Genomic DNA, 17,989 nt, shown 5'->3' with positions numbered 1-17,989 from the left:
GCTACTTGGCCTTCGCCTGATGGAGGGGGCAGCGACCTACAGGTGGAGGTGCAGCCTGAGGGCGTCGTCGAGCTCGGCCATCAGGTGAACGGGGACCCGGCCGATGACAGGGCCGAGTCGGTCGATCGAGACTGACCGAACCTGCTCAGCCTGTGCCTTGGAGTCCACTCGGGTGCCTGTGTCCTCAGCTGGCAGAAGCGCTTGGAAGGGGTAGACATGGGCGGTGTTGCTCGCGAGGGGGACTACCGTGACCACGCCTCGTCCGAGCCTCGCGGCGACTGTGTTGGCGTGGTCGTTGCTCACCACGACGGCTGGGCGACGCTTGTCAGCCTCGCCGGCACGGGCAGGGTCGAGGTCCGCGAGCCGGATCTCACCGCGGAGCATCGGTCAGCCCGTCCGCCGAGGTGGAGTCCCAGTCGCGCGCGTTCCCGGACGCTTCCCACTCCTGCCATGCGGCGGCGTACGCCTCTTCGAGTTCCTGGTCTCCCAGCAACCGGATGGCCTGCTGGATCGCCGCAGACCGGGACCGCAGCCCTGCCGCCTTGGCGTACTTGTCCAGAGCCGCGACGTCATCCTCAGAGAGACTCACGCTCAGTTTCACCTGACTCATGCCACCACGGTAGCATCAGGAGTAGCGCCCGGGTGAGTCGTCGAGTCCTGTCGCCTTCCGGATCGCTGCGAGCTCCGTTGTCGGTGAGATCGGGAGGGTTGGCGCCACACTGGGTACATGTCTCGTTTGTCCCTGGAGCAGATCTGGCCACCGTTCGCGCTTCGGATAACGGCCGGAGACCTTCTGCTCACCGTGATCCGCGAGGGTGATCTGCCGGAGCTCATCGAACTCGTCCTGGACGGCATCCACGACCCGACTCAGATGCCCTTCCTCTTCCCGTGGACCGATGCGCCAGCAGACCAGCTGCCCGCCAACTACGTGCGCTACTTCGGGCGCACCCTGGCCGGTCAGACCCCCGAGACGATCACCCTTCAGCTGGTGGTCCGACGGGCGGGTCAGGTGCTCGGGATCCAGGCGCTTGAAGGGGAGGGCTTCCCCGTGACCCGGACTCTCGAGACCGGGTCGTGGCTCGCCGGCCGCTTCCATGGCCAAGGCATCGGCACCCGGATGCGTCAGGCGGTGTGCGCCTTCGCGTTCGACCATCTCGGTGCCGAGCGCATTACGTCCTCCGCGTTTCTCGACAACCCTGCGTCTCTGGCCGTGAGCCACAAGGTGGGTTACAGGCCGAACGGGCGCCAGTGGGTGTCGCGGCGGGGGGAGGCCGCCGAGCAGGAGCGGCTGCTCCTCACTCCCGGCACGTTCGTGCGTGGAGACCCGGTCCACGTCGATGGCGCCGCCGAACTCAGGGTCTTCCTGGGCCTTGCCTGACGTGATCGCCATCCAGGCGACTACGCAGCAGTCGGCGGCAACCGTGAGCCGGTACGCAGTCCGGACCGGCGCTTGACCCCTTGGGCGACAGACCCGCCCATGAGGCTCAGAGCCCACAGGGTGATCGCCACATCGATGACGCCTTGGCTCCAGGTGCCGGCGGAGCTCCGGCTGTCGCCGTCCTTGGGCACGATTCGTCCCGGAAGGGCTTGGAGAGCGGATCGTCAGAGATCTGTTCAGGCGGTAGGAGCGCCGCGTAAGGAAGTGATGTGGCCATGGCCACCAGCCGACCCAAAGCCCTGACGAAGAACTTCGGGCCCAAACGCATACTCCTCGCCCTTCTCGAAGTGCCGGCCGGAGCGGCCGCCTTGTGGCTTGCGTGGACCCTCACTGCCGCGAATCCGCTCGAGGAGATCTTCGAGAACTCGAGGGTGAACTTCGTTCCCGGCGCCCTGATCCCGTACGTGGTGTACATGAGCATTGCAGCACTCGGGATCTGGCTCGTGTTCGACTCGTTCTCCACGGGATCTGGCGCCCTCCGCCAGGTGTCCGGCCGGCGACGGCGCCGACGCCTGCATTCTCACCACAGGTGAATCACCGACGACAGCCGCCAGCGCCCCTCCTCTCGCCGGCCTCCGTGCAGCTGCGATGGAACCACACACCGTCTACCGTGGGCCGCATGAGTTCATTCGAGGGGGTCCCATTCGAGGCGGTGGACTTCTACGAGGAGCTGGAGATCAACAACTCCCGCGAGTGGTGGGCCGCTCACCGTCAGCTGTACGACACCGTCGTGAGGGCTCCGATGGAAGGGCTCGCCGCCGCCCTGGAGGACGAGTTCGGCCCTGCGAAGCTGTTCCGCCCCAATCGCGACGTCCGCTTCTCGCAGGACAAGTCCCCGTACAAGACCCACCAGGGCATCGTCGTCGCGACGGCCTCCGGGATGGGCTGGTACGTGCAGATCAGCTCGGCGGGCCTGATGACCGCGGCCGGGTGGTATGCGGGCACGGCCGGCCAGGTCGCTCGCTACCGCGGCGCCGTCGACGACGAGGACTCGGGGGAGGAGCTGCAGCGGATTGTCGACGGGCTTCGGGAGGATGGTTACGTCATCGACGGCGACCGTCTGAAGACACGTCCGCGCGGTGTCGCAGAAGACCACCCGTTGGTCGAACTGCTGCGCCACCGGACGCTGACGGCTGAACGCCAACACGGAGCCCCGGGGTGGTTGCCCACGCCGGAGATATTGGATCGCGTCGCCGTGGACTGGCGGGCCTACCGCCCGCTGATGGCCTGGCTCGGCGAGCACGTCGGCTAGGGCTGAATCGCCCGACGGCCTTCCGGCAAGCTCGATCAGCTGGGGAACGATGCTGAACCAGCGACTGCTAATGTTCGCCGCACACGTGGGGCGTCCCCGACTGCCCTTCGTACCCGAGTTGGTGACGTCGGCATCGCCCGCCGGGGCAAGCGCACGACGACGAATCGAGGCATCGTGAGTGACACCCCGCAGCGGGCCCAGATGGCCAGCCTCCTCCGGGTCGGGAGGGCGAGCTGGGCGGCTGTCGGCGCCATCGTGCTGCTGGTGATCCTGTCGGCGGCGCTCGGAGCCATCAACGGAATCGTCGTGCCGCTCATCGTCGCCTTCATCATCGGGGTGGTCCTGGAGCCGCTCGTGTCGCGGCTGGAGCGCCGAGGCCTCAGCCGGCTTCTCGCCGCTGTCGTCGGCCTGTTCGTGGCCATCGCGCTGGCCGCGGCGACGGTCACGGTCGTCGTGCGCGGCTTCCTCACTGAGTTGCCCCAGATCTACCAGCAGCTGTGGGCCGGCTGGAACTCGTTCGTGGCCTGGGGGCGGACCCTCGACCTGGACCCGCTGATGCTCGAACGGATCAGGGCCAACCTCGAGGAGTACGCACCGCGCTTGGCCCAGGGCGTCGTCGGCCTGGCGTCCGGCACCTTCTCCGGGGCGCTGGCGTTCGGCATGGGCACCTTCTTCGCCCTCTTCTTCCTCTTCTTCATGCTGCGGGACGGCCGCGACTTTCCGGGCTGGCTCTCGCGGGTCGCGTCGTGGGACGCCGGACTCACCGCCGACGTGGCCACCGTGGTGCAGCAGTCGCTTCGCGGCTACTTCAAGGGCATCTCCATCACCACGCTGCTGACGGCACCCATCTTCATCGTGCCGCTGCTGCTGCTGAACGTGCCGTTGGCCGGCTCGATCTTCATCCTGTACTTCGTCCTCTCTTTCATCCCATTCCTCGGCGCCTGGATCACGGGCGCCTTCGCGGTGCTGATCGCCTTCGGATCCGGGGGAGCCTCCACCGCTGCCATCATCGCCATCACGTTCGTGATCTCCAACGGCACCATTCAGAGCGCGGTCAGTTCGTGGGCGCTCGGCTCGGCCCTGCGCATACATCCGCTGGTGGTCCTGCTGTCCACCCTGATCGGCGGCACTGTCGCGGGCCTCCTCGGCATGGTCCTCGCGCCGCCGCTCGTCGCGGCGGCCACCAAGTCCGTCGCCGTCGTCCGGGAGCGTAAGGCGATGGCAGGCACCGGGCTCCCCTCTCCAGATCATGAGGCGGCGCCGGCAATCTGATGAGCCGGATGGCGACGCTGTGACTGTCAAGCGACGCGGCCGGAGTCTGGGGAATTCTCAGGAGATTCTTCGTTTCAGGGTCTTGTGCTGGCTGCCAGACAGGCGTTCAATGGTCTGTACGCGAAAGGCCATCGACAAGCACAACCCTCGGGAGAAGCTGAAGATGGAATGAGCGGTCGAGTGGTTTCCAGATGGATTGCCGACGATCTACATCGCCGACGCCCGCCGAGACGGACGGGCAGGTCTCAGAGCCACTCGAGTCCGGGAGCCGTCCTCCCCCGAACAATGTGCGAAGGCCGAGCATTGAAAAGTGCTCGGCCTTCGTCTTGTTTCGGGGGAGGCGCTGGAGTCGCCGGGGATGGTGGGCGAACGCTGGGTGCGGCCCTCCTCAGCTGCAGGATTCTACGTGGAGCGCGGCTTCTGCATATATGCACAGAAGCCGCGCTCTGGATAGCAAGTTGCAGGCCGGGCCCGAGGTGCAGCACGCCGTCGGCCTGACCAGCTCGTGAGCTGCAAGCTCAAGCGGGGACGTAGCTCAGCCGGAGGACGTCACCGTCGATGCGGTCGGCGCTCACCAGGTGCAACGGCGGCCGAGGCCCGGCGAAGTACGGATCCCCATGGCCGAGCACGACGGGGTGGAGATAGATGCGGTATTCGTCGATCAGCCCCAGGTCGGTCAGGCTCCCGGCCAGCCGTGGGCCGGCCACTGCGATCTCGCCGTCGTAGTCCGCCTTCAAGCGCCGGACCGCGACCTCCAGATCCCCCTCGACCAAACGTGCGTTGGGGCCGGCCGAGGTGAGGGTGCGGGAGACGACCCACTTCGGCTGGCTTCGCCACGCCGTCGCGAAGGCACGCTCGTCGTCGCCCCAGGAAGGATCATCGTCGTCCCAATAGCTCATGATCTCGTAGATGCGTCGGCCGTAGAGCGAAGCCGCCTCGGCCTTGGCCTCCTCGATGAAGTGCCGGAAGAGCGCGGGGCCGGGGGCGAACCTGTCGTGGTCCACATAGCCGTCAAGCGACTGGTTCATCCCGAAGACAAGCTTGCCCATGCTCTGATCCTTCCCTAGTGCCCCTCTGGCGCCCACATCCACAACTATGGCTGGCTATCCGAGCTCCGACCAGAGCCACCTTGATCCACCTGCCGAGCGCGATGCTGCCGAGGCTCGCCTATGGCAGCATCAACGCATGGTCACCCTGAGGTCCGTCGTGCTGTTCGTCCTCGCCGCCGTCGCCGAGATCGGCGGCGCGTGGCTGATCTGGCAGGGGGTCCGGGAGCACAAGGGCTGGGTCTGGATGGGGGCAGGGGTGGTCGCGCTCGGCCTGTACGGGTTCGTCGCGACCCTCCAGCCTGACGCGAACTTCGGCCGCATCCTCGCCGCATACGGCGGGGTGTTCGTCGCCGGTTCTCTGGCCTGGGGGATGGTGATCGACGGATTCCGGCCGGACCGATACGACGTGGTGGGCGCGCTCGTGTGCCTCGTCGGGGTGGCGGTCATCATGTATGCGCCCAGAGCCGCCTGAATCGCGTCGCGACGCCAACCGGCGGGTTGCAGTCACCCACGACGGGTGACGGCCTCGCGGCGCGACGCCATGAGGGCGACCGTTCCGAGGGCGACGGCGGATCCCGCCACCCACACCACGTGCACCCACAGCGGGCGGGTCTCGGCGCCGGTCCAGAACGCGACGTCCGAGGCGGGCATCACCAGGTGGTGGGCCAGCTGGCCGAAGTGGAAGGTGGGTAGGAAGGCCGCGATGTCGCGGAGGACCTGAGGCAGCTGGTTCATGGGCACGAAGAACCCGGACGCGAAGGCCAACGGCAGGAACACGAGGTTGGCGATCATGGCCGCGGCGCGTGGCCGCGCGACGAAGGCGATCGCGAAGCCGAGAGTGCTGAACGCCAGCACGCCGGCCAACATGAGCAGCCACACCTGCACCCAGGTGCCGAGCGCGAGATCAGCCCCGCCCAGGAGGAACGCGAGCGAGGCGATGGCCGCAACGATGACGGTGCCGAGCACCAGCGCATTGGCGAGCTTGCCCACGAGATACACCCAGGTGGGCAACGGCGTGGCGGACAGGGTCCGCGTCCAGCCCCGGCCGCGTTCCTTGGCGACGTCCTCGCCGAAGGTGAAGATGGCCAGCGACACCACGCCGTAGGCGCACATCGACACTGCCATCACCAGGCCGACGACGGTGCCGCCCGGCAGGACGCCGTCGGCGTTGGGTAGCCCGAACATCGCGTACAGGATGACGGGGATCGCGATGGCCCCGGCGGCGAACTCAGGCGTTCGCAGGCTGGCGCGCAGCTCGGTGGCCGCCGCCAGGAGGGCGAGACCGGCCAGGCTGCCGTTGGGTCGCGCGGCGCGACGGGTGGGCGCAGTCGGGGCGCCCTGGCGTAAGGGTGAATGGTTGGTGGTCATCGGTCGTCTCCGTCGTCGAGGGCGGAGGATCGCTCCGCGGTGAGGGCGAGGAAGACCTCTTCGAGGTCCTCGTTGCCGTGGTTGGTGAGTGCGTCGGCGGTGGTGTCCGCGACGAGCCGACCCTGGGAAACCACCAGCACGCGATCCGCCACCGCGGCCGCCTCCGCGAGGTCGTGGGTGGCGAACATGATCGTGGCGCCGTCCAGCGCCCGGGCCTGCTCCCAGAACGTGCGCTTCGCCGCCACGTCCATGGCCGCTGTGGGCTCGTCGAGTAGGAGGAGCTCGGGCGCCCCCACCAGAGCCAGAGCCAGGAGCAGCCGTTGGCGCTCGCCTCCCGAGAGGGTGGTGACGGTGCGGCGGGCGCGCTTGGTCAGGCCGGTGCGGCCGAGCACGTCGTCGACGTCGAGCATCTGCGGGTAACTCCGCCCGATCAGCCTGACGAGCTCGCGCACCGTCACCTGCTCGGGGAGCCCGGCCGATTGCAGCATCGCCCCGATCCGGCCTCGGACCCTCGGCCCGGGCTCGTCGCCCAGGACCCGCACCGAGCCGGCGGACGGGTGGATCAGGCCGAGCAGCAACTCGAAGGTGGTGGTCTTGCCCGCCCCGTTGGGGCCGAGCACCGCCACGATCTCCCCACGTTCAACGGCGAGATCCATCCCGTCGAGGGCGGTCACCTCTCCGTACTCCTTCCGCACCCCCTGCATCTCCAGGACTGTCATGGCGCTCTCCTTTCGTCACTCACCACGCTATGGATCGGGTGGGGGAGGGCGGATGTGCCGGACGGCACCAGCTGCACCCATGACCAACGGCACGTCCCCCGGCGCGCCCGGCTCTCGTAGCATCGGGATGTGGCGAACAAGGCGGAGGAGGTCCTCAGCGCAGGCGCCGGCCTCGTGGCGGTGCTGGTGGTGGGCGTGGCCGTGCTCGCCGCGCGCGCGGAGATCAGCGTCGACCCGGTGATCATCGCCGCCTGGTGGGCGGCCTACCTCATCTACCTCGGCGTGTTCCTGGTGGGTGCCGAACTGATCCGCCGCCGGCCGCCGTGGCCGGCCGGCGTGACGGTCGCGGTGCTGTTCCTCACGGCTTCCTCCATGTGGCTCCTCGCGCCGCACCTCGGCTGGACCGCGCTGTTGTCAGTGGTGACGACGGCGGTCGCGGCGTTCGACCTGCAGTCAAGGGCCGTCGTGGCACTGGTCGCCGCGCAGACCCTCGTCATCCCCGTCGGTGGGGTGCTTGCTGGGTGGGAACCGAGCGATGTGGTGTTCCAGACGCTCGCGTATCTGGCGTTCCAGGTGTTCGCCGCGCTCGTGGTCACCACCGCCCGGCGGGAGGCCACTGCGCGAGCCCAGCTCGCCGCCGCGCACGCAGACCTCCACGCCGCTACCGCCTTGCTCGCCACCTCGAGCCGGGAGGCGGAACGGCTCCGCATCGCGCGTGACCTCCACGACGTGCTCGGCCACCAGCTCACCGCCCTCGCCCTGGAGCTCGAGGTGGCCACCCACCAGGTGAGCGGGGCCGGGCGGGAACACGTCCTCCGCGCCCGGACCATCGCGAAGGACCTCCTCGGGGACGTGCGGACAACCGTCGGCGAGCTGCGCGACACCCGGACCGGGCTCGAGCCCACCCTGCGCGACGTGATGGAGCGGCTCGGCCTCTCCGTCGACCTGCGCGTGGAGGAGCGGTCGCCCCTCGACGACGCGCGCAGGCTCGCTGTCGTCCGGGCGGTCCAGGAGATCGCCACCAATACGGTGAGGCACTCGGGCGGCACGAAACTCGAGGTGGAGGTGGTGTCCGACGACGACGGGCTGAGGCTGCGTGCCCATGACGATGGAGCCGGGGTGCGCCGCATCGAGCGCGGCCACGGGTTGACCGGGATGGCGGAGAGGTTCGAGGCACTCGGCGGGGAGCTCGAACTGGAGTCCACGCCGGGGCATGGCTTCACGGTGACCGCCCGGGTGCCGGCTCCATGATTCGGGTGGGCCTCGTCGACGACCAGACGCTGGTTCGGCAGGGGATCCGCAGCCTGCTGGGGCTGAGTGACGAGATCGAGGTGGTGGGCGAGGGGGAGGACGGCGACGCGGCCCTCGCGCTCCTGGCCGACACCGATGTCGATGTGCTCCTCCTCGACCTTCGCATGCCTCGCCGCGACGGGATCGCCACCCTGGAGGCGCTGGCGGAGCGCGGCTCGACCGTGCCGGTGCTGGTGCTCACCACGTTCGATGACGACGAGCTCGTCCTGCGGGCACTTCGCGCCGGTGCCCGCGGCTACCTGCTGAAGGACGTCACCCTCGACCAGCTCGTAGGAGCGATCCGCACTCTGGCGGCCGGCGGGACGCTGCTGCAGCCCGGCCTCACCGACCGGTTGTTCCGCGCGGCCGCGGCCCACCCCGCCGGTGTCGAGGCCTACGAACGCCCCGAGCCGCTGACGGCGCGCGAGACCGACGTGCTGCGTCTAGCGGCGGCGGGCTACTCGAACGCGGAGATCGCGGCCGCCCTGCACCTGGCCTCGGGGACCGTGAAGAACCATCTGTCCAGCGTGTTCCTCAAGCTCGGGGTACGGGACCGGACCAGGGCGGTGCTGCGGGCGCTGGAGTTGGGCCTCCTCGAGGGCTGAGGATCGGAGTCGCGGATTGCCTGCGGGGCGCAGCGCCCCTACTACCAGGACCCCGCCCGCATCGAACTGCGAGGCGTGTTCGACTACATGGCCGACTACGACATCCACCCGGCCCGGCAACTCGTTCTCCCGGCCTGAGGTCGGGCGCAACCGGTGAACTGCGGCACAATCGTTGCGTGACAGATGAGCGGACGCTGCAGGCCAGGCGGCCTGAGGCGCACGTGCACGTCGCCCGGATCGGCTTCACCTCGCTGAAGGGGGCCCGCCACGTGCCGCGGCCATTCGTGGACCTGACGTTGGCCGGGCCGGTGGGAGACCGGGTGTTCTGCCTCGTGGACCCTGTGCGCGGCAGGGTGATCCGCACCGTCGAGAACCCCACCCTCATGCAGACCACCGCCACCTGGGCCGACGGTCTGTTGACCGCCACGCTGCCCGGGGCGGTGGTGGAGGGAGCGCCGGGGTTCACAGGCGAGACCCGCGCTGTCGACTACTGGGGGCGTCGGGTGACGCTCGAGATCGTCGACGGGCCTTGGGCCGAGGCCTACTCCTCGTTCCTGGGCCGCGACGTGGTGCTGGCGCGTGCAGGAGGGGGCGACGTGGTCTACGGAGCCAGCGTCAGCCTGATCACCAGCGGTTCGGTGGTCGAACTCTCCCGGAGGGCCGGGATGCCGGTCCTCGACGCGCAGCTGCGAGCCACGTTCACCGTGCACACTGACGCGCCGCACCTCGAGGACGGCTGGATCGGGCGTCGGATTGCCCTGGGAGAGGCCGAGGTCGAGGTGCGCCGCGCGATCGCTCGCTGCCGGGTGATCGACCTGGATCCCGACACGGGCGGGGGTCGCACCGAGGGGTTGAAGGCCCTGGCGGACTATCGCCGCCAGGGCAACGAGCTCGTGTTCGGGGTGGACGGCGTCGTGACGAAGGCAGGTCGCGTCCACGTGGGCGATACCGTCAGGCCGGTCAGAGGTCCTCAATGACTGCTCGCGAGCCGTGGTGGTCCGGAGCGGGCTCGCCGGAGCTCGGAGAAGGTCTCGTGCCTCGTGAGCGTCAGGAGGGCGTCGTAGAGGTCAAGGGCCTCCTGCCCGTCGGGGATCGCGTCGAGCACCGGTCCGAACCAGGGCACGCCGTCGAGGTGGAGGATCGGGGTCCCGGCGCCGCGACCGAGTCCGCGCACGGCATCGGCGTGGCTGTCCGCCAGCGCCCCGTCGTAGGTGTCGGTGTCGGCTGCCTCGACAAGCCAGGCGGGTAGCCCCACATCAGTGAGGGCGGCTTCCAGGGTGCCGCGGAGCGCGTCGGGGTCTGGACGCCGCCATCGGGCGAACCACCTCGTGCCGAAGGCGGTGTACAGGTCACGGAGGATCCCCTCGCCGACGTGGACGGCAGCAGCCGTGAACACCCGCGACGGTCCGGCGGTCCGGGTGACGTTGGCCTGGTAGGCGATGCCCTGATGATGCCCCTCGTTGAGGATGCGCAGGCTCATCACATGGTGTCGCAGTTCAACAGGCCGAGAGGGGGCAACCTCTTCGAGCCAGCGAGACGCGATCCATGCGTAGGGGCAGACCGGATCGGCGTAGACGTCGATGACCGTGACCCGGTCGGTGTGGCCGGTCATGGGGTCAGCCGCTCCCCAGGCTCTGGCGCAGTGAAGCCAGACCCTCGCCCTCCAGCCGGGGCAGCGCGACGGGGCGTCCGGTGAGGAGCAACAGAATGGCCAGGATGGGACCGGTGATCTCGGGGCCCTCGCCGACTGACCAGTGGGTGTCGGTGGCTCTGAACCGGAAGCCTCGCCACGGCACCGGACGGAACACCGACGCCATCCGTGTGCCGAGGGTGGATACCCGCGTGGCAGCCTCGGCGGCCGCGTCCACCGGAACCGAAAGGTCCAGGCCGATGGGGAGAGCGATGTCCTGGCCGTGGACGATGATGTCGATCAGGGTGTCGCGGCTCGTCACGCCGAGGTTGTGGCGGCGGGAGCCGACCATGGCCCGGATGTCGGCGATCAGCATCTCGACCGGTGCGGCCGCCTTGGTGCGGGCGGACTCGTCGATGAGCCGGTTCGTGCCGCCACCGCGGTACTTCGGCAGCATCCGCAACAGATCACCGAGCCCCATCTGTTGCAGGGTCAGGTGGGCTGCGACGTCGCGGACCGTCCACCCCCCGCACAGTGAGGGATGTCGCCACTCGGCGTCGGTGAGTCGCTCAAGCAGGTCCGCGGTCCGCAGCCGCTGGGTGTCGATCCGCTCCCAGAGCGTGTCGTCGTCCATCGTCGTGTCTCTCTGTGGGGGCTAAGATAGTACGATATTGGAACCAACGATAGTTCGGTTATGGGATTAGATCAAGGGGCAGGAATGACCGAGGAACTCCATGTCGGGGTGTTGATGTTCATCGCCCACCGCGCGGCCGAGACCAGGATTCTCGCCGCGATGCATCGGGCCGGATACACAGACATCACCGCTGCACAGGCGCGGATCGCCGCGCGGATCGGACCTGACGGCACCCGGATCTCCGACCTGGCGGACCAGGCGCAGGTCGCCAAGCAGACCGCGACCGCGCTGATCGACAGGCTTGAGGGGGCCGGTTATGTCGAGCGCGTCGCCGACCCCGCCGATGCCCGCGTCCGTCTCGTCAGGATCGGTCCCCGTGGACGCGAGGCGGCCCCCATCGTCCGGGCCGAGGAGGCCGCCATCGAGGCCGAATGGACCGCCCACCTCGGCCGACGCCGGATGGCCCAACTCCGCGAGGCGCTCACCCGGCTCCGCGAGATCACCGATCCATACCGGGGCTCATAGAGACAGCTGGACCGGGCCTTCGTCGGACCCGTCGCGATCATTGGTCTACCCACCCCGAGAGCGACCGCGTCGCCCGGCCCCGCTGCAGCGATCCGTTCAGGCGGCAACGGGGTCCGGTGCCGGGCCGGTCGAGGCGGCCTCGGCAGGGTGCAGCTCCCACCGGTCGACGACGGGCTGTGGGACACGCCCCGCGACAATCGCCGTCGAGACCAGCATCAGCGCCACCACCGCGACGAAGACCGCAGGGATCCCGAACCACTGCGCCACCTGCCCGCCGACGACGGCCCCCAGCGGCATGGTGCCGAAGCCGATCACGCGGGCGGCGCCGTGCACGCGGCCCAGGAGGCGCTCCTCGACCATCCGCGGCCGGAGCGACCCGCTGACGACGTTGCCCACGACGCCGAACACTCCCGCACAGATGAGGAACAGGGCGAAGGACCAGGCGGCCGGCCACAGCAGAGGGAGGAGGTTGATCAGGCCGGCGGATCCCCAGCAGGCCACCAGCACCCGCATCTCCGGCCATCGCGACGTGAGTGGCCCCGCGACCACGCTGCCGAGCAGCCCGCCGACGGGCATGGCCACCAGGATCAGCGACCACTCCTGCGGCGTCAGCCCGCCGGCCGAGCCCGGACCCACCATCCACAGCACGATGACGGCGGACAGCGCGGTCGAGGCGAAGTTCCACAGGCCCGCGGCGATGAGCAGTGGGCGCAGCACCCGATGTCGCCACAGGACGCTGAGGCCCTCCCCGAGCTCGCGGCGGAGCGACCCGGCCCTTGCTGCGGCGCCGGCCTCACCGTCGTCGTCGACGGCCTGGCGAGGGGCGGTGAACCGGCCCCGGAGCCCCAGCGCCAGCACAACCACCGCCCCGACGACGATGAGCGCCGGCACCCCGGTCACCCACGCCGCGCCGACGGCGACCAACAGTCCTGCCACCGGCGGGGCCACGAACCCGCCGGCGGCCTGCTCGACGGCGAGCAGCCGCGAGTTCGCGCTCCGCAGCGACGCTCCGTCCCGGCCGACCAGTGCCGGCACCTGCGCCTGGGCGGCCAGGTCCGTGAACACCTCTGTGAACCCGTACGCCAGCGCGAAGCCGACCAGCCACCAGATGCTCAGCCCGCCCGCGGCGCCCACCACCGCGACCGAGGCGAGGAGGAGGGCGCGCACAGTCAGCGCCACCAGCATCGTGCGACGGCGGTCCCATCGGTCCACCAGCACCCCCGCCGGGATGCCGGCCAGCAGCCATGGCAGCCAGACGGCCGCGGTGAGCAGCCCGATGAGCGCCGGGGAGCGGGTCAGGGTGACGGCCAGCAGCGGCACGCCGGTGGCGACCACGCCGTCGGCCAGATTCGCCAGCGCGACGGTGGACAGGTGGACGCGGAATCGTCGATCCAGGGGACGCACGGCCATGAGATCCTCCAGTAGACTGATGCAGAAGAAGCTATGCAAAGATTTCTCTGCAAAGGTACCTCTGCATCATGTCCGAGCGCAAGACCCATTCCCGGCCGGCCACGGCCCAACAGATCAAGGCGTTCGCGCACCCCCTGCGCATGCAGCTTTATCGGCTCCTCAGCGACCAGGGGCAGGCCACCGCGAGCGTCCTCGCACGCGAGACGGGGGAGAGCAGCGGCCAGACCAGCTACCACCTCCGGCAGCTAGCGAAGTTCGGCTTCGTCGAGGAGGTCGCGGGCGAGGGGACAGGGCGCGAACGCTGGTGGCGCGCCGTCGGCTTCTCCTACGACAAGGTGGCAGACCCGGATACCCACACCGTGCGGACCCTCAACCGGTGGATGATCGACAACCAGGCAGACACGCTGCACGCCGCCGTCGAGGCGCTGGAGGACGACCCTGAGGGCTGGCGGGACGCCAGCGTGCTGGGATCCACCAGCGCGTGGCTCACCCGAGACGAACTCGAGGCGCTCAGCGACGAACTGCTGGCCGTCGTCGAGCGGCACACCGAGGAGGCGAAGGGCCTGCGCGAGGCCGCGGGCCCCACCCCAGCCCACCTGGCCGCCCGTCCGGATGAGCGCCGGGTGCGGGTCTACGTCAGCGCCGTCCCGCTGCCGTCTGTACCCGGAGACGCCGCGGCGATCGGGGCCGGGCGATGAGCCGGGGGGCACACCGCCGGGTCGAGCGACCCGGAGAGCCCGACGGGCCGCGCGTCGAGCGGGCCGCGAGAGTGTGGCGCATCAGGTCGCTCGCCGCCGCCCAACAGGTGCTCCGCGCCCGGCACGCCACCACCCAGGCCGGATTCACCGCCGAGGCCATCCCCAAGGGCTACCTCACACACCACCCCATCCTCATGTCTGACGGGCCGATGCACGACGAGCAGCGCAAGAAGGTTGCCCGGTTCTTCGCCCCCGTGGTGGTCACCAGACGCTACGAGACGCAGATGGAGGACTGCGCGGACAGGCTGCTCGACGAGGCGGGCCCGGAGATCACGCTCGACGAGCTCGCGCTCCACTACACCGTCGAAGTGACCGCCGAGGTGGTCGGGCTCACGGCAGCGCCGCCGAAGAAGATGGCCAAGCGGCTGGTTAGCTTCTTCAACCAGCCCCCGTTCGACATCACCAAGCCCGGCCTCGGCCGCACCAATCTGCAATGGGCGAAGGCGGCCTTCAACGGGCTCCTGCCCATCGCCCGCTTCCACCTCCAGGACGCCCGCCCCGCCATCCGCGCCCGGCGCAAGGAGCCCCAGGACGACATCATCAGCCACCTCATCGCGGAGGACTACTCGGACATCGAGATCCTCGTCGAGTGCGTCACGTACGGCACCGCCGGGATGGTGACCACCCGGGAGTTCATCTGCATGGCCGCTCTGCACCTGCTGGGCGACGACGCCCTTCGGGAGCGGTACCTGGTGGCGGGTCAGCCGGAGCGGCACGCCATTCTCAACGAGATCATCCGGTTGGAGCCTGTCGTCGGGCACCTCTACCGCCGCGTCCAGGAGCCCATCGAGGTGACCGACCGCGGCGAGACCTGCACCATGGCCGCTGGAGACCTGGTGGACATCTTCGTGCGCACCGCGAACGCGGACCCGGACGCAGTCGGCGAGGACCCGCTCCACCTCTGCCCCCACCGCGACACCGCCGCCGGCGTCAACGAGGCCGGGCTCAGCTTCGGCGACGGCGCCCACAAGTGCCCCGGACAGCCGCTGGCGATCCTCGAATCCGACGTGCTCCTCACCCGCCTCCTCCGACGCCGGCCGCGGATCCTACGGGAGCCCGACGTGGGCTGGGACGACCTCATCGCCGGATATTGGCTGCGCGGTTTCCGGCTCAGGATCGACGGCTGAGGGCGGCCACCTGCCATGATGACCCAATGACGAAACCGGTCACCGTCGCGAAGCCTTGGCGTCGCCCGCTGCGCAAGGTCAACCATGAGCCCGCTCCCTGGGTCTACCACCTGATCGGGCACCTCGCCCGGTCCGGGGTGCCGATCTTCGCCCGCCAGACCTGGGCCGGGCAGGAACACATCCCGCCCACCGGCGGCGTCATCCTCGTGGCCAACCACATCTCCAACTTCGACCCCATCGTGCTGGGCGGGTTCGTGATCTGGAGCGGCCGGTGGCCGCGATTCCTGGGCAAGTCGGACATCTGGAAGGTGCCGGTGCTCGGCTGGGTGGCCACCCAGTGCGAGCAGATCCCCGTGCATCGCGGCACCTACCGTGCGGGGGACTCGCTCTCCCACGCGGCGAAAGCCCTGGAGAAGGGGCAGGCCGTGGCCATCTACCCCGAGGGCACCATCACGGCAGACCCGGACGTGTGGCCCATGACCGGCCGACGGGGAGCCGCCCGCCTGGCGCTCTCCTCCGGGGCGCCCGTCGTCCCCATCGCTCAGATCGGGGCCAACCTGATCCTCGGCCAGAAGAAGCTTGAGTTCCGCCGGATATTCGGCCGCCGCAAGGACGTGGCCATCATGGCCGGCCCGCCCATCGATCTGAGCCGCTACATGGGCATGAAGCCCACCCCGGACGTGCTCGACGCGGTGACCGACGAGATCCTCGACGTACTGACGGACATGGTGGGCAAGCTCCGCGGGGAGGAGCCGCCCACGGACCGCTTCGACATCAGGGTGGGCAGGCGCGTGCCGAAGAAGCCGCGACCCTCCGAGTAGACTGCCGCTCGCATCACCCCTAGGAGGACCAGTGAGCGACCGCATCCGCGTGGCGTTGATCTTCGGCGGCCAGTCATCGGAGCACGGCATCTCGTGCCTGACGGCCTCCGGCGTCCTCAAGGCCATCGACCGTAGTCGCTTCGACGTGGTGGGCGTGGGCATCAGCCGCAACGGCCGGTGGACGCAGGTCCCGCTCGAGGTGATCGCCGGCTACCGGATCGTCGACGGCAAGGTCCCCGAGGTGGCGGACCCCGAGCACGACGCGGTGTGGATGGTGGGCGAGCACGGCTGCGAGGTGGCCACCCGCTCCGGCGAGAAGCTGGTCGACATCAACGGGGTGGACGTGGCGTTCGCGCTCCTGCACGGCCCCTTCGGCGAGGACGGCACCATCCAGGGCATGTTCGAGCTGATGGGCATCAAGTACGTCGGCAGCGGCGTCACTGCGTCGGCCGTCGGCATGGACAAGCACTTCATGAAGGTGGCCTTCGAGGCCGCAGGGCTCCCGGTGTGGCCCTACGTGGCCGCGTCGGGCCACCGCCTCCGGCACGACCGGGCCGCCGTCGTCCGGGAAATCAACGAGAACCTCACCTACCCGCTGTTCGTCAAGCCCGCCCGCGGGGGGTCGTCGCTGGGCATCTCGCGGGTCACCGGCCCGGACCAGCTCGACGCGGCCATCGACGAGGCCCAGCGCTTCGACCCGAAGATCGTGGTGGAGCAGGGCTTCACCGGGGCGCGGGAGCTCGAGGTCGCGGTGCTGGGAGACCCGGAGGACCCAGAGGGCTGCCGCGCCTCCGGCGTCGGGGAGATCAGGGTCCAGGCCGCCGACGGCTTCTACGACTTCGAGGCCAAGTACATCGACGAGAACGGCGCCGCGCTGGACGCCTCCGCGGACATCCCCCCGGAGCTCACCGCCCGCCTCCAGGCCCTGGCCAAGCGGGCCTACGCCGCCGTCGACGCCGAGGGCCTCGTCCGCGCGGACTTCTTCGTCACGGATCAGGGCGCGTGGATCAACGAGGTCAACACGATGCCCGGCTTCACGCAGATCTCCATGTATCCCACCCTGTGGCAGGAGACGGGCATGACCTATCCCGAGCTGGTGGGCCGCCTGATCGACCTGGCGCTGGCGCGCCCGGTGGGGCTGCGCTGACGTGGCGGGTGAGTTCGAGCTGATCGAACGGATCACCTCGGGGCTCGTCGTCGGCGACGACGTGGTGCTCTCGGTGGGCGACGACGCCGCGGTCCTGGACCTGGCCGGCCATGTGGTCGTCACCACCGACATGCTGATCGAGAACGTCCACTTCAAGCGCCAGTGGTCGCCCGCCCGCGCGGTGGGCCGCAAGGCGGTGGCGGTCAACGTCTCCGACGTGGAGGCGATGGGGGCACGGCCCAGCTCCGTGGTGGTGGCGCTGGCCTTTCCCAAGGACCTGGACCAGGACTGGGTGGCCGAGTTCGAGGAGGGCGCCAAGGAGGAGTGCGCCAAGGCGGGCGTGAGCCTGGTGGGTGGAGACCTGTCGTCGTCGGCGCACATCGCCATCTGCGTCACGGCCCTCGGAGACCTCGGTGGCAGGCCTGCCGTGACCAGGGCCGGTGCCCGGGTCGGAGACGTGGTGGCGGTCTGCGGGCGCCTCGGTTGGGCGGGTGCAGGGCTTGCGGTGCTGCAGCGCGGCTTCGGCTCGCCCAAGGAGCTGGTCGCGGAGCAGCTGACCCCCACCGTGCCGTACGGGCAGGGGATCGCGGCCGCCCTGGCGGGGGCCACCGCGATGCTCGATGTCTCGGACGGACTCCTGGCGGACCTCGGCCACATCGCCGAGGCCAGCCACGTGCTCATCGATGTGGACACCTCCGCACTCACCGTTCCCGAGGCCGTCCAGCGGGTGGCCGCGGCCACCGGCAAGCCCGGGCTGGGCTTCGTGCTGGCCGGGGGAGAGGACCACGCACTCGCCGCGACATTCCCGCCCGGAGCCCCCCTCCCCGTCGGATGGCGCAGGGTCGGGGTGGTCCGTGAGGGCCGGGGCGTGCTCGTCGACGGCGCCCACTTCGACGGCAGCCTCGGCTGGGACCACTTCGCCTGACCCGCCGGATCCGCCGAAC

Annotated in this window: 22 protein-coding genes; 14 read left to right on the top strand and 8 right to left on the bottom strand. The window is 69.7% G+C overall.

Annotation, left to right across the window (positions count from 1 at the left end):
- Positions 1–36: 36 nt before the first annotated feature.
- Together ACX1D1_RS11090 and ACX1D1_RS11085 are read right to left on the bottom strand one after the other, a co-directional pair.
- The gene (locus tag ACX1D1_RS11090; protein ID WP_182799775.1) at positions 37–384 is read right to left on the bottom strand and encodes a type II toxin-antitoxin system PemK/MazF family toxin; all 348 of its coding nucleotides are present in this window, start codon (positions 382–384) and stop codon (positions 37–39) included.
- Positions 371–610, bottom strand: a complete 240-nt coding sequence (locus ACX1D1_RS11085; protein ID WP_220491058.1) for a ribbon-helix-helix domain-containing protein — start codon at positions 608–610, stop codon at positions 371–373. Before ACX1D1_RS11085 ends, ACX1D1_RS11090 begins: the two co-directional genes overlap by 14 nt.
- A gap of 117 nt (positions 611–727) precedes the next feature.
- Here ACX1D1_RS11085 and ACX1D1_RS11080 point away from each other — a divergent pair, with 117 nt between their 5' ends.
- The 4 genes from ACX1D1_RS11080 (at position 728) to ACX1D1_RS11065 (ending at position 3,962) form a co-directional block, all read left to right on the top strand.
- On the top strand, positions 728–1,378 hold the full coding sequence (locus tag ACX1D1_RS11080; protein ID WP_459054589.1) for a GNAT family N-acetyltransferase: 651 nt from the start codon (positions 728–730) through the stop codon (positions 1,376–1,378).
- A gap of 275 nt (positions 1,379–1,653) precedes the next feature.
- Positions 1,654–1,971, top strand: a complete 318-nt coding sequence (locus ACX1D1_RS11075) for a hypothetical protein (RefSeq protein WP_459054588.1) — start codon at positions 1,654–1,656, stop codon at positions 1,969–1,971.
- Between the two features lie 86 nt (positions 1,972–2,057).
- Positions 2,058–2,690: a DUF2461 domain-containing protein gene (locus ACX1D1_RS11070; RefSeq protein ID WP_459054587.1), complete on the top strand. Its 633-nt coding sequence runs from the start codon at positions 2,058–2,060 to the stop codon at positions 2,688–2,690.
- Between the two features lie 174 nt (positions 2,691–2,864).
- Complete coding sequence (locus ACX1D1_RS11065; RefSeq protein WP_459054586.1) at positions 2,865–3,962, top strand: AI-2E family transporter; 1,098 nt, start codon at positions 2,865–2,867, stop codon at positions 3,960–3,962.
- Between the two features lie 518 nt (positions 3,963–4,480).
- Here ACX1D1_RS11065 and ACX1D1_RS11060 read toward each other — a convergent pair.
- On the bottom strand, positions 4,481–5,011 hold the full coding sequence (locus tag ACX1D1_RS11060) for a dihydrofolate reductase family protein (RefSeq protein ID WP_459054585.1): 531 nt from the start codon (positions 5,009–5,011) through the stop codon (positions 4,481–4,483).
- 136 nt (positions 5,012–5,147) lie between these two features.
- Between ACX1D1_RS11060 and ACX1D1_RS11055 the strand changes: the two genes are divergently transcribed.
- Entirely contained in the window at positions 5,148–5,483 is a 336-nt protein-coding gene (locus ACX1D1_RS11055) for a YnfA family protein (RefSeq protein WP_182799781.1), read from the top strand.
- Positions 5,484–5,515: 32 nt separating this feature from the next.
- Here the strand turns inward: ACX1D1_RS11055 and ACX1D1_RS11050 are convergent, their stop codons facing one another.
- Both ACX1D1_RS11050 and ACX1D1_RS11045 read right to left on the bottom strand, forming a co-directional pair.
- Positions 5,516–6,379: an ABC transporter permease gene (locus ACX1D1_RS11050; RefSeq protein WP_459054584.1), complete on the bottom strand. Its 864-nt coding sequence runs from the start codon at positions 6,377–6,379 to the stop codon at positions 5,516–5,518.
- Positions 6,376–7,098, bottom strand: coding sequence for an ABC transporter ATP-binding protein (locus ACX1D1_RS11045; protein ID WP_459054583.1), 723 nt, complete (start codon positions 7,096–7,098; stop codon positions 6,376–6,378). Before ACX1D1_RS11045 ends, ACX1D1_RS11050 begins: the two co-directional genes overlap by 4 nt.
- Positions 7,099–7,227: 129 nt before the next feature.
- Between ACX1D1_RS11045 and ACX1D1_RS11040 the strand changes: the two genes are divergently transcribed.
- The 3 genes from ACX1D1_RS11040 (at position 7,228) to ACX1D1_RS11030 (ending at position 9,970) form a co-directional block, all read left to right on the top strand.
- The gene (locus tag ACX1D1_RS11040) at positions 7,228–8,349 is read left to right on the top strand and encodes a sensor histidine kinase (RefSeq protein ID WP_182784304.1); all 1,122 of its coding nucleotides are present in this window, start codon (positions 7,228–7,230) and stop codon (positions 8,347–8,349) included.
- A complete protein-coding gene (locus tag ACX1D1_RS11035; RefSeq protein WP_182784302.1) occupies positions 8,346–8,993 on the top strand; it encodes a response regulator in 648 nt (215 codons plus the stop codon). Before ACX1D1_RS11040 ends, ACX1D1_RS11035 begins: the two co-directional genes overlap by 4 nt.
- Before the next feature lie 176 nt (positions 8,994–9,169).
- On the top strand, positions 9,170–9,970 hold the full coding sequence (locus tag ACX1D1_RS11030) for an MOSC domain-containing protein (protein ID WP_459054582.1): 801 nt from the start codon (positions 9,170–9,172) through the stop codon (positions 9,968–9,970).
- On the opposite strand, the gene ACX1D1_RS11025 is transcribed toward ACX1D1_RS11030, so the two are convergent.
- Positions 9,964–10,605, bottom strand: a complete 642-nt coding sequence (locus ACX1D1_RS11025) for a mycothiol-dependent nitroreductase Rv2466c family protein (protein WP_459054581.1) — start codon at positions 10,603–10,605, stop codon at positions 9,964–9,966. The genes ACX1D1_RS11030 and ACX1D1_RS11025 overlap by 7 nt on opposite strands.
- A 4-nt stretch (positions 10,606–10,609) precedes the next feature.
- On the bottom strand, positions 10,610–11,257 hold the full coding sequence (locus tag ACX1D1_RS11020) for a maleylpyruvate isomerase family mycothiol-dependent enzyme (protein WP_459054580.1): 648 nt from the start codon (positions 11,255–11,257) through the stop codon (positions 10,610–10,612).
- A gap of 84 nt (positions 11,258–11,341) precedes the next feature.
- Between ACX1D1_RS11020 and ACX1D1_RS11015 the strand changes: the two genes are divergently transcribed.
- Entirely contained in the window at positions 11,342–11,782 is a 441-nt protein-coding gene (locus ACX1D1_RS11015; RefSeq protein ID WP_459054579.1) for a MarR family winged helix-turn-helix transcriptional regulator, read from the top strand.
- A 96-nt stretch (positions 11,783–11,878) separates the two neighbouring features.
- On the opposite strand, the gene ACX1D1_RS11010 is transcribed toward ACX1D1_RS11015, so the two are convergent.
- A complete protein-coding gene (locus tag ACX1D1_RS11010; protein WP_459054578.1) occupies positions 11,879–13,192 on the bottom strand; it encodes an MFS transporter in 1,314 nt (437 codons plus the stop codon).
- A 68-nt stretch (positions 13,193–13,260) separates the two neighbouring features.
- Between ACX1D1_RS11010 and ACX1D1_RS11005 the strand changes: the two genes are divergently transcribed.
- From ACX1D1_RS11005 to ACX1D1_RS10985, 5 genes are read left to right on the top strand one after another with little or no spacing between them, the layout of a single operon-like run.
- Positions 13,261–13,890 carry a winged helix-turn-helix domain-containing protein gene (locus tag ACX1D1_RS11005; RefSeq protein WP_182799787.1) on the top strand — a complete coding sequence of 210 codons (630 nt, stop codon included), beginning with the start codon at positions 13,261–13,263 and terminating at the stop codon, positions 13,888–13,890.
- Entirely contained in the window at positions 13,887–15,077 is a 1,191-nt protein-coding gene (locus ACX1D1_RS11000; protein ID WP_459054577.1) for a cytochrome P450, read from the top strand. Before ACX1D1_RS11005 ends, ACX1D1_RS11000 begins: the two co-directional genes overlap by 4 nt.
- A 26-nt stretch (positions 15,078–15,103) precedes the next feature.
- Positions 15,104–15,898: a lysophospholipid acyltransferase family protein gene (locus ACX1D1_RS10995; RefSeq protein WP_459054576.1), complete on the top strand. Its 795-nt coding sequence runs from the start codon at positions 15,104–15,106 to the stop codon at positions 15,896–15,898.
- A 31-nt stretch (positions 15,899–15,929) separates the two neighbouring features.
- Positions 15,930–17,045 (top strand): D-alanine--D-alanine ligase family protein, encoded by a 1,116-nt coding sequence (locus ACX1D1_RS10990; protein WP_182784281.1) that lies wholly within the window; start codon positions 15,930–15,932, stop codon positions 17,043–17,045.
- A 1-nt stretch (position 17,046) separates the two neighbouring features.
- On the top strand, positions 17,047–17,970 hold the full coding sequence (locus tag ACX1D1_RS10985) for a thiamine-phosphate kinase (RefSeq protein ID WP_459054575.1): 924 nt from the start codon (positions 17,047–17,049) through the stop codon (positions 17,968–17,970).
- Positions 17,971–17,989 lie beyond the last annotated feature (19 nt).

Source organism: Tessaracoccus luoxuelianae, from assembly GCF_054483915.1.
The sequence above is the reverse complement of the archived record's forward strand: the minus strand, read 5'-3'. Positions and strand labels throughout refer to the sequence as shown.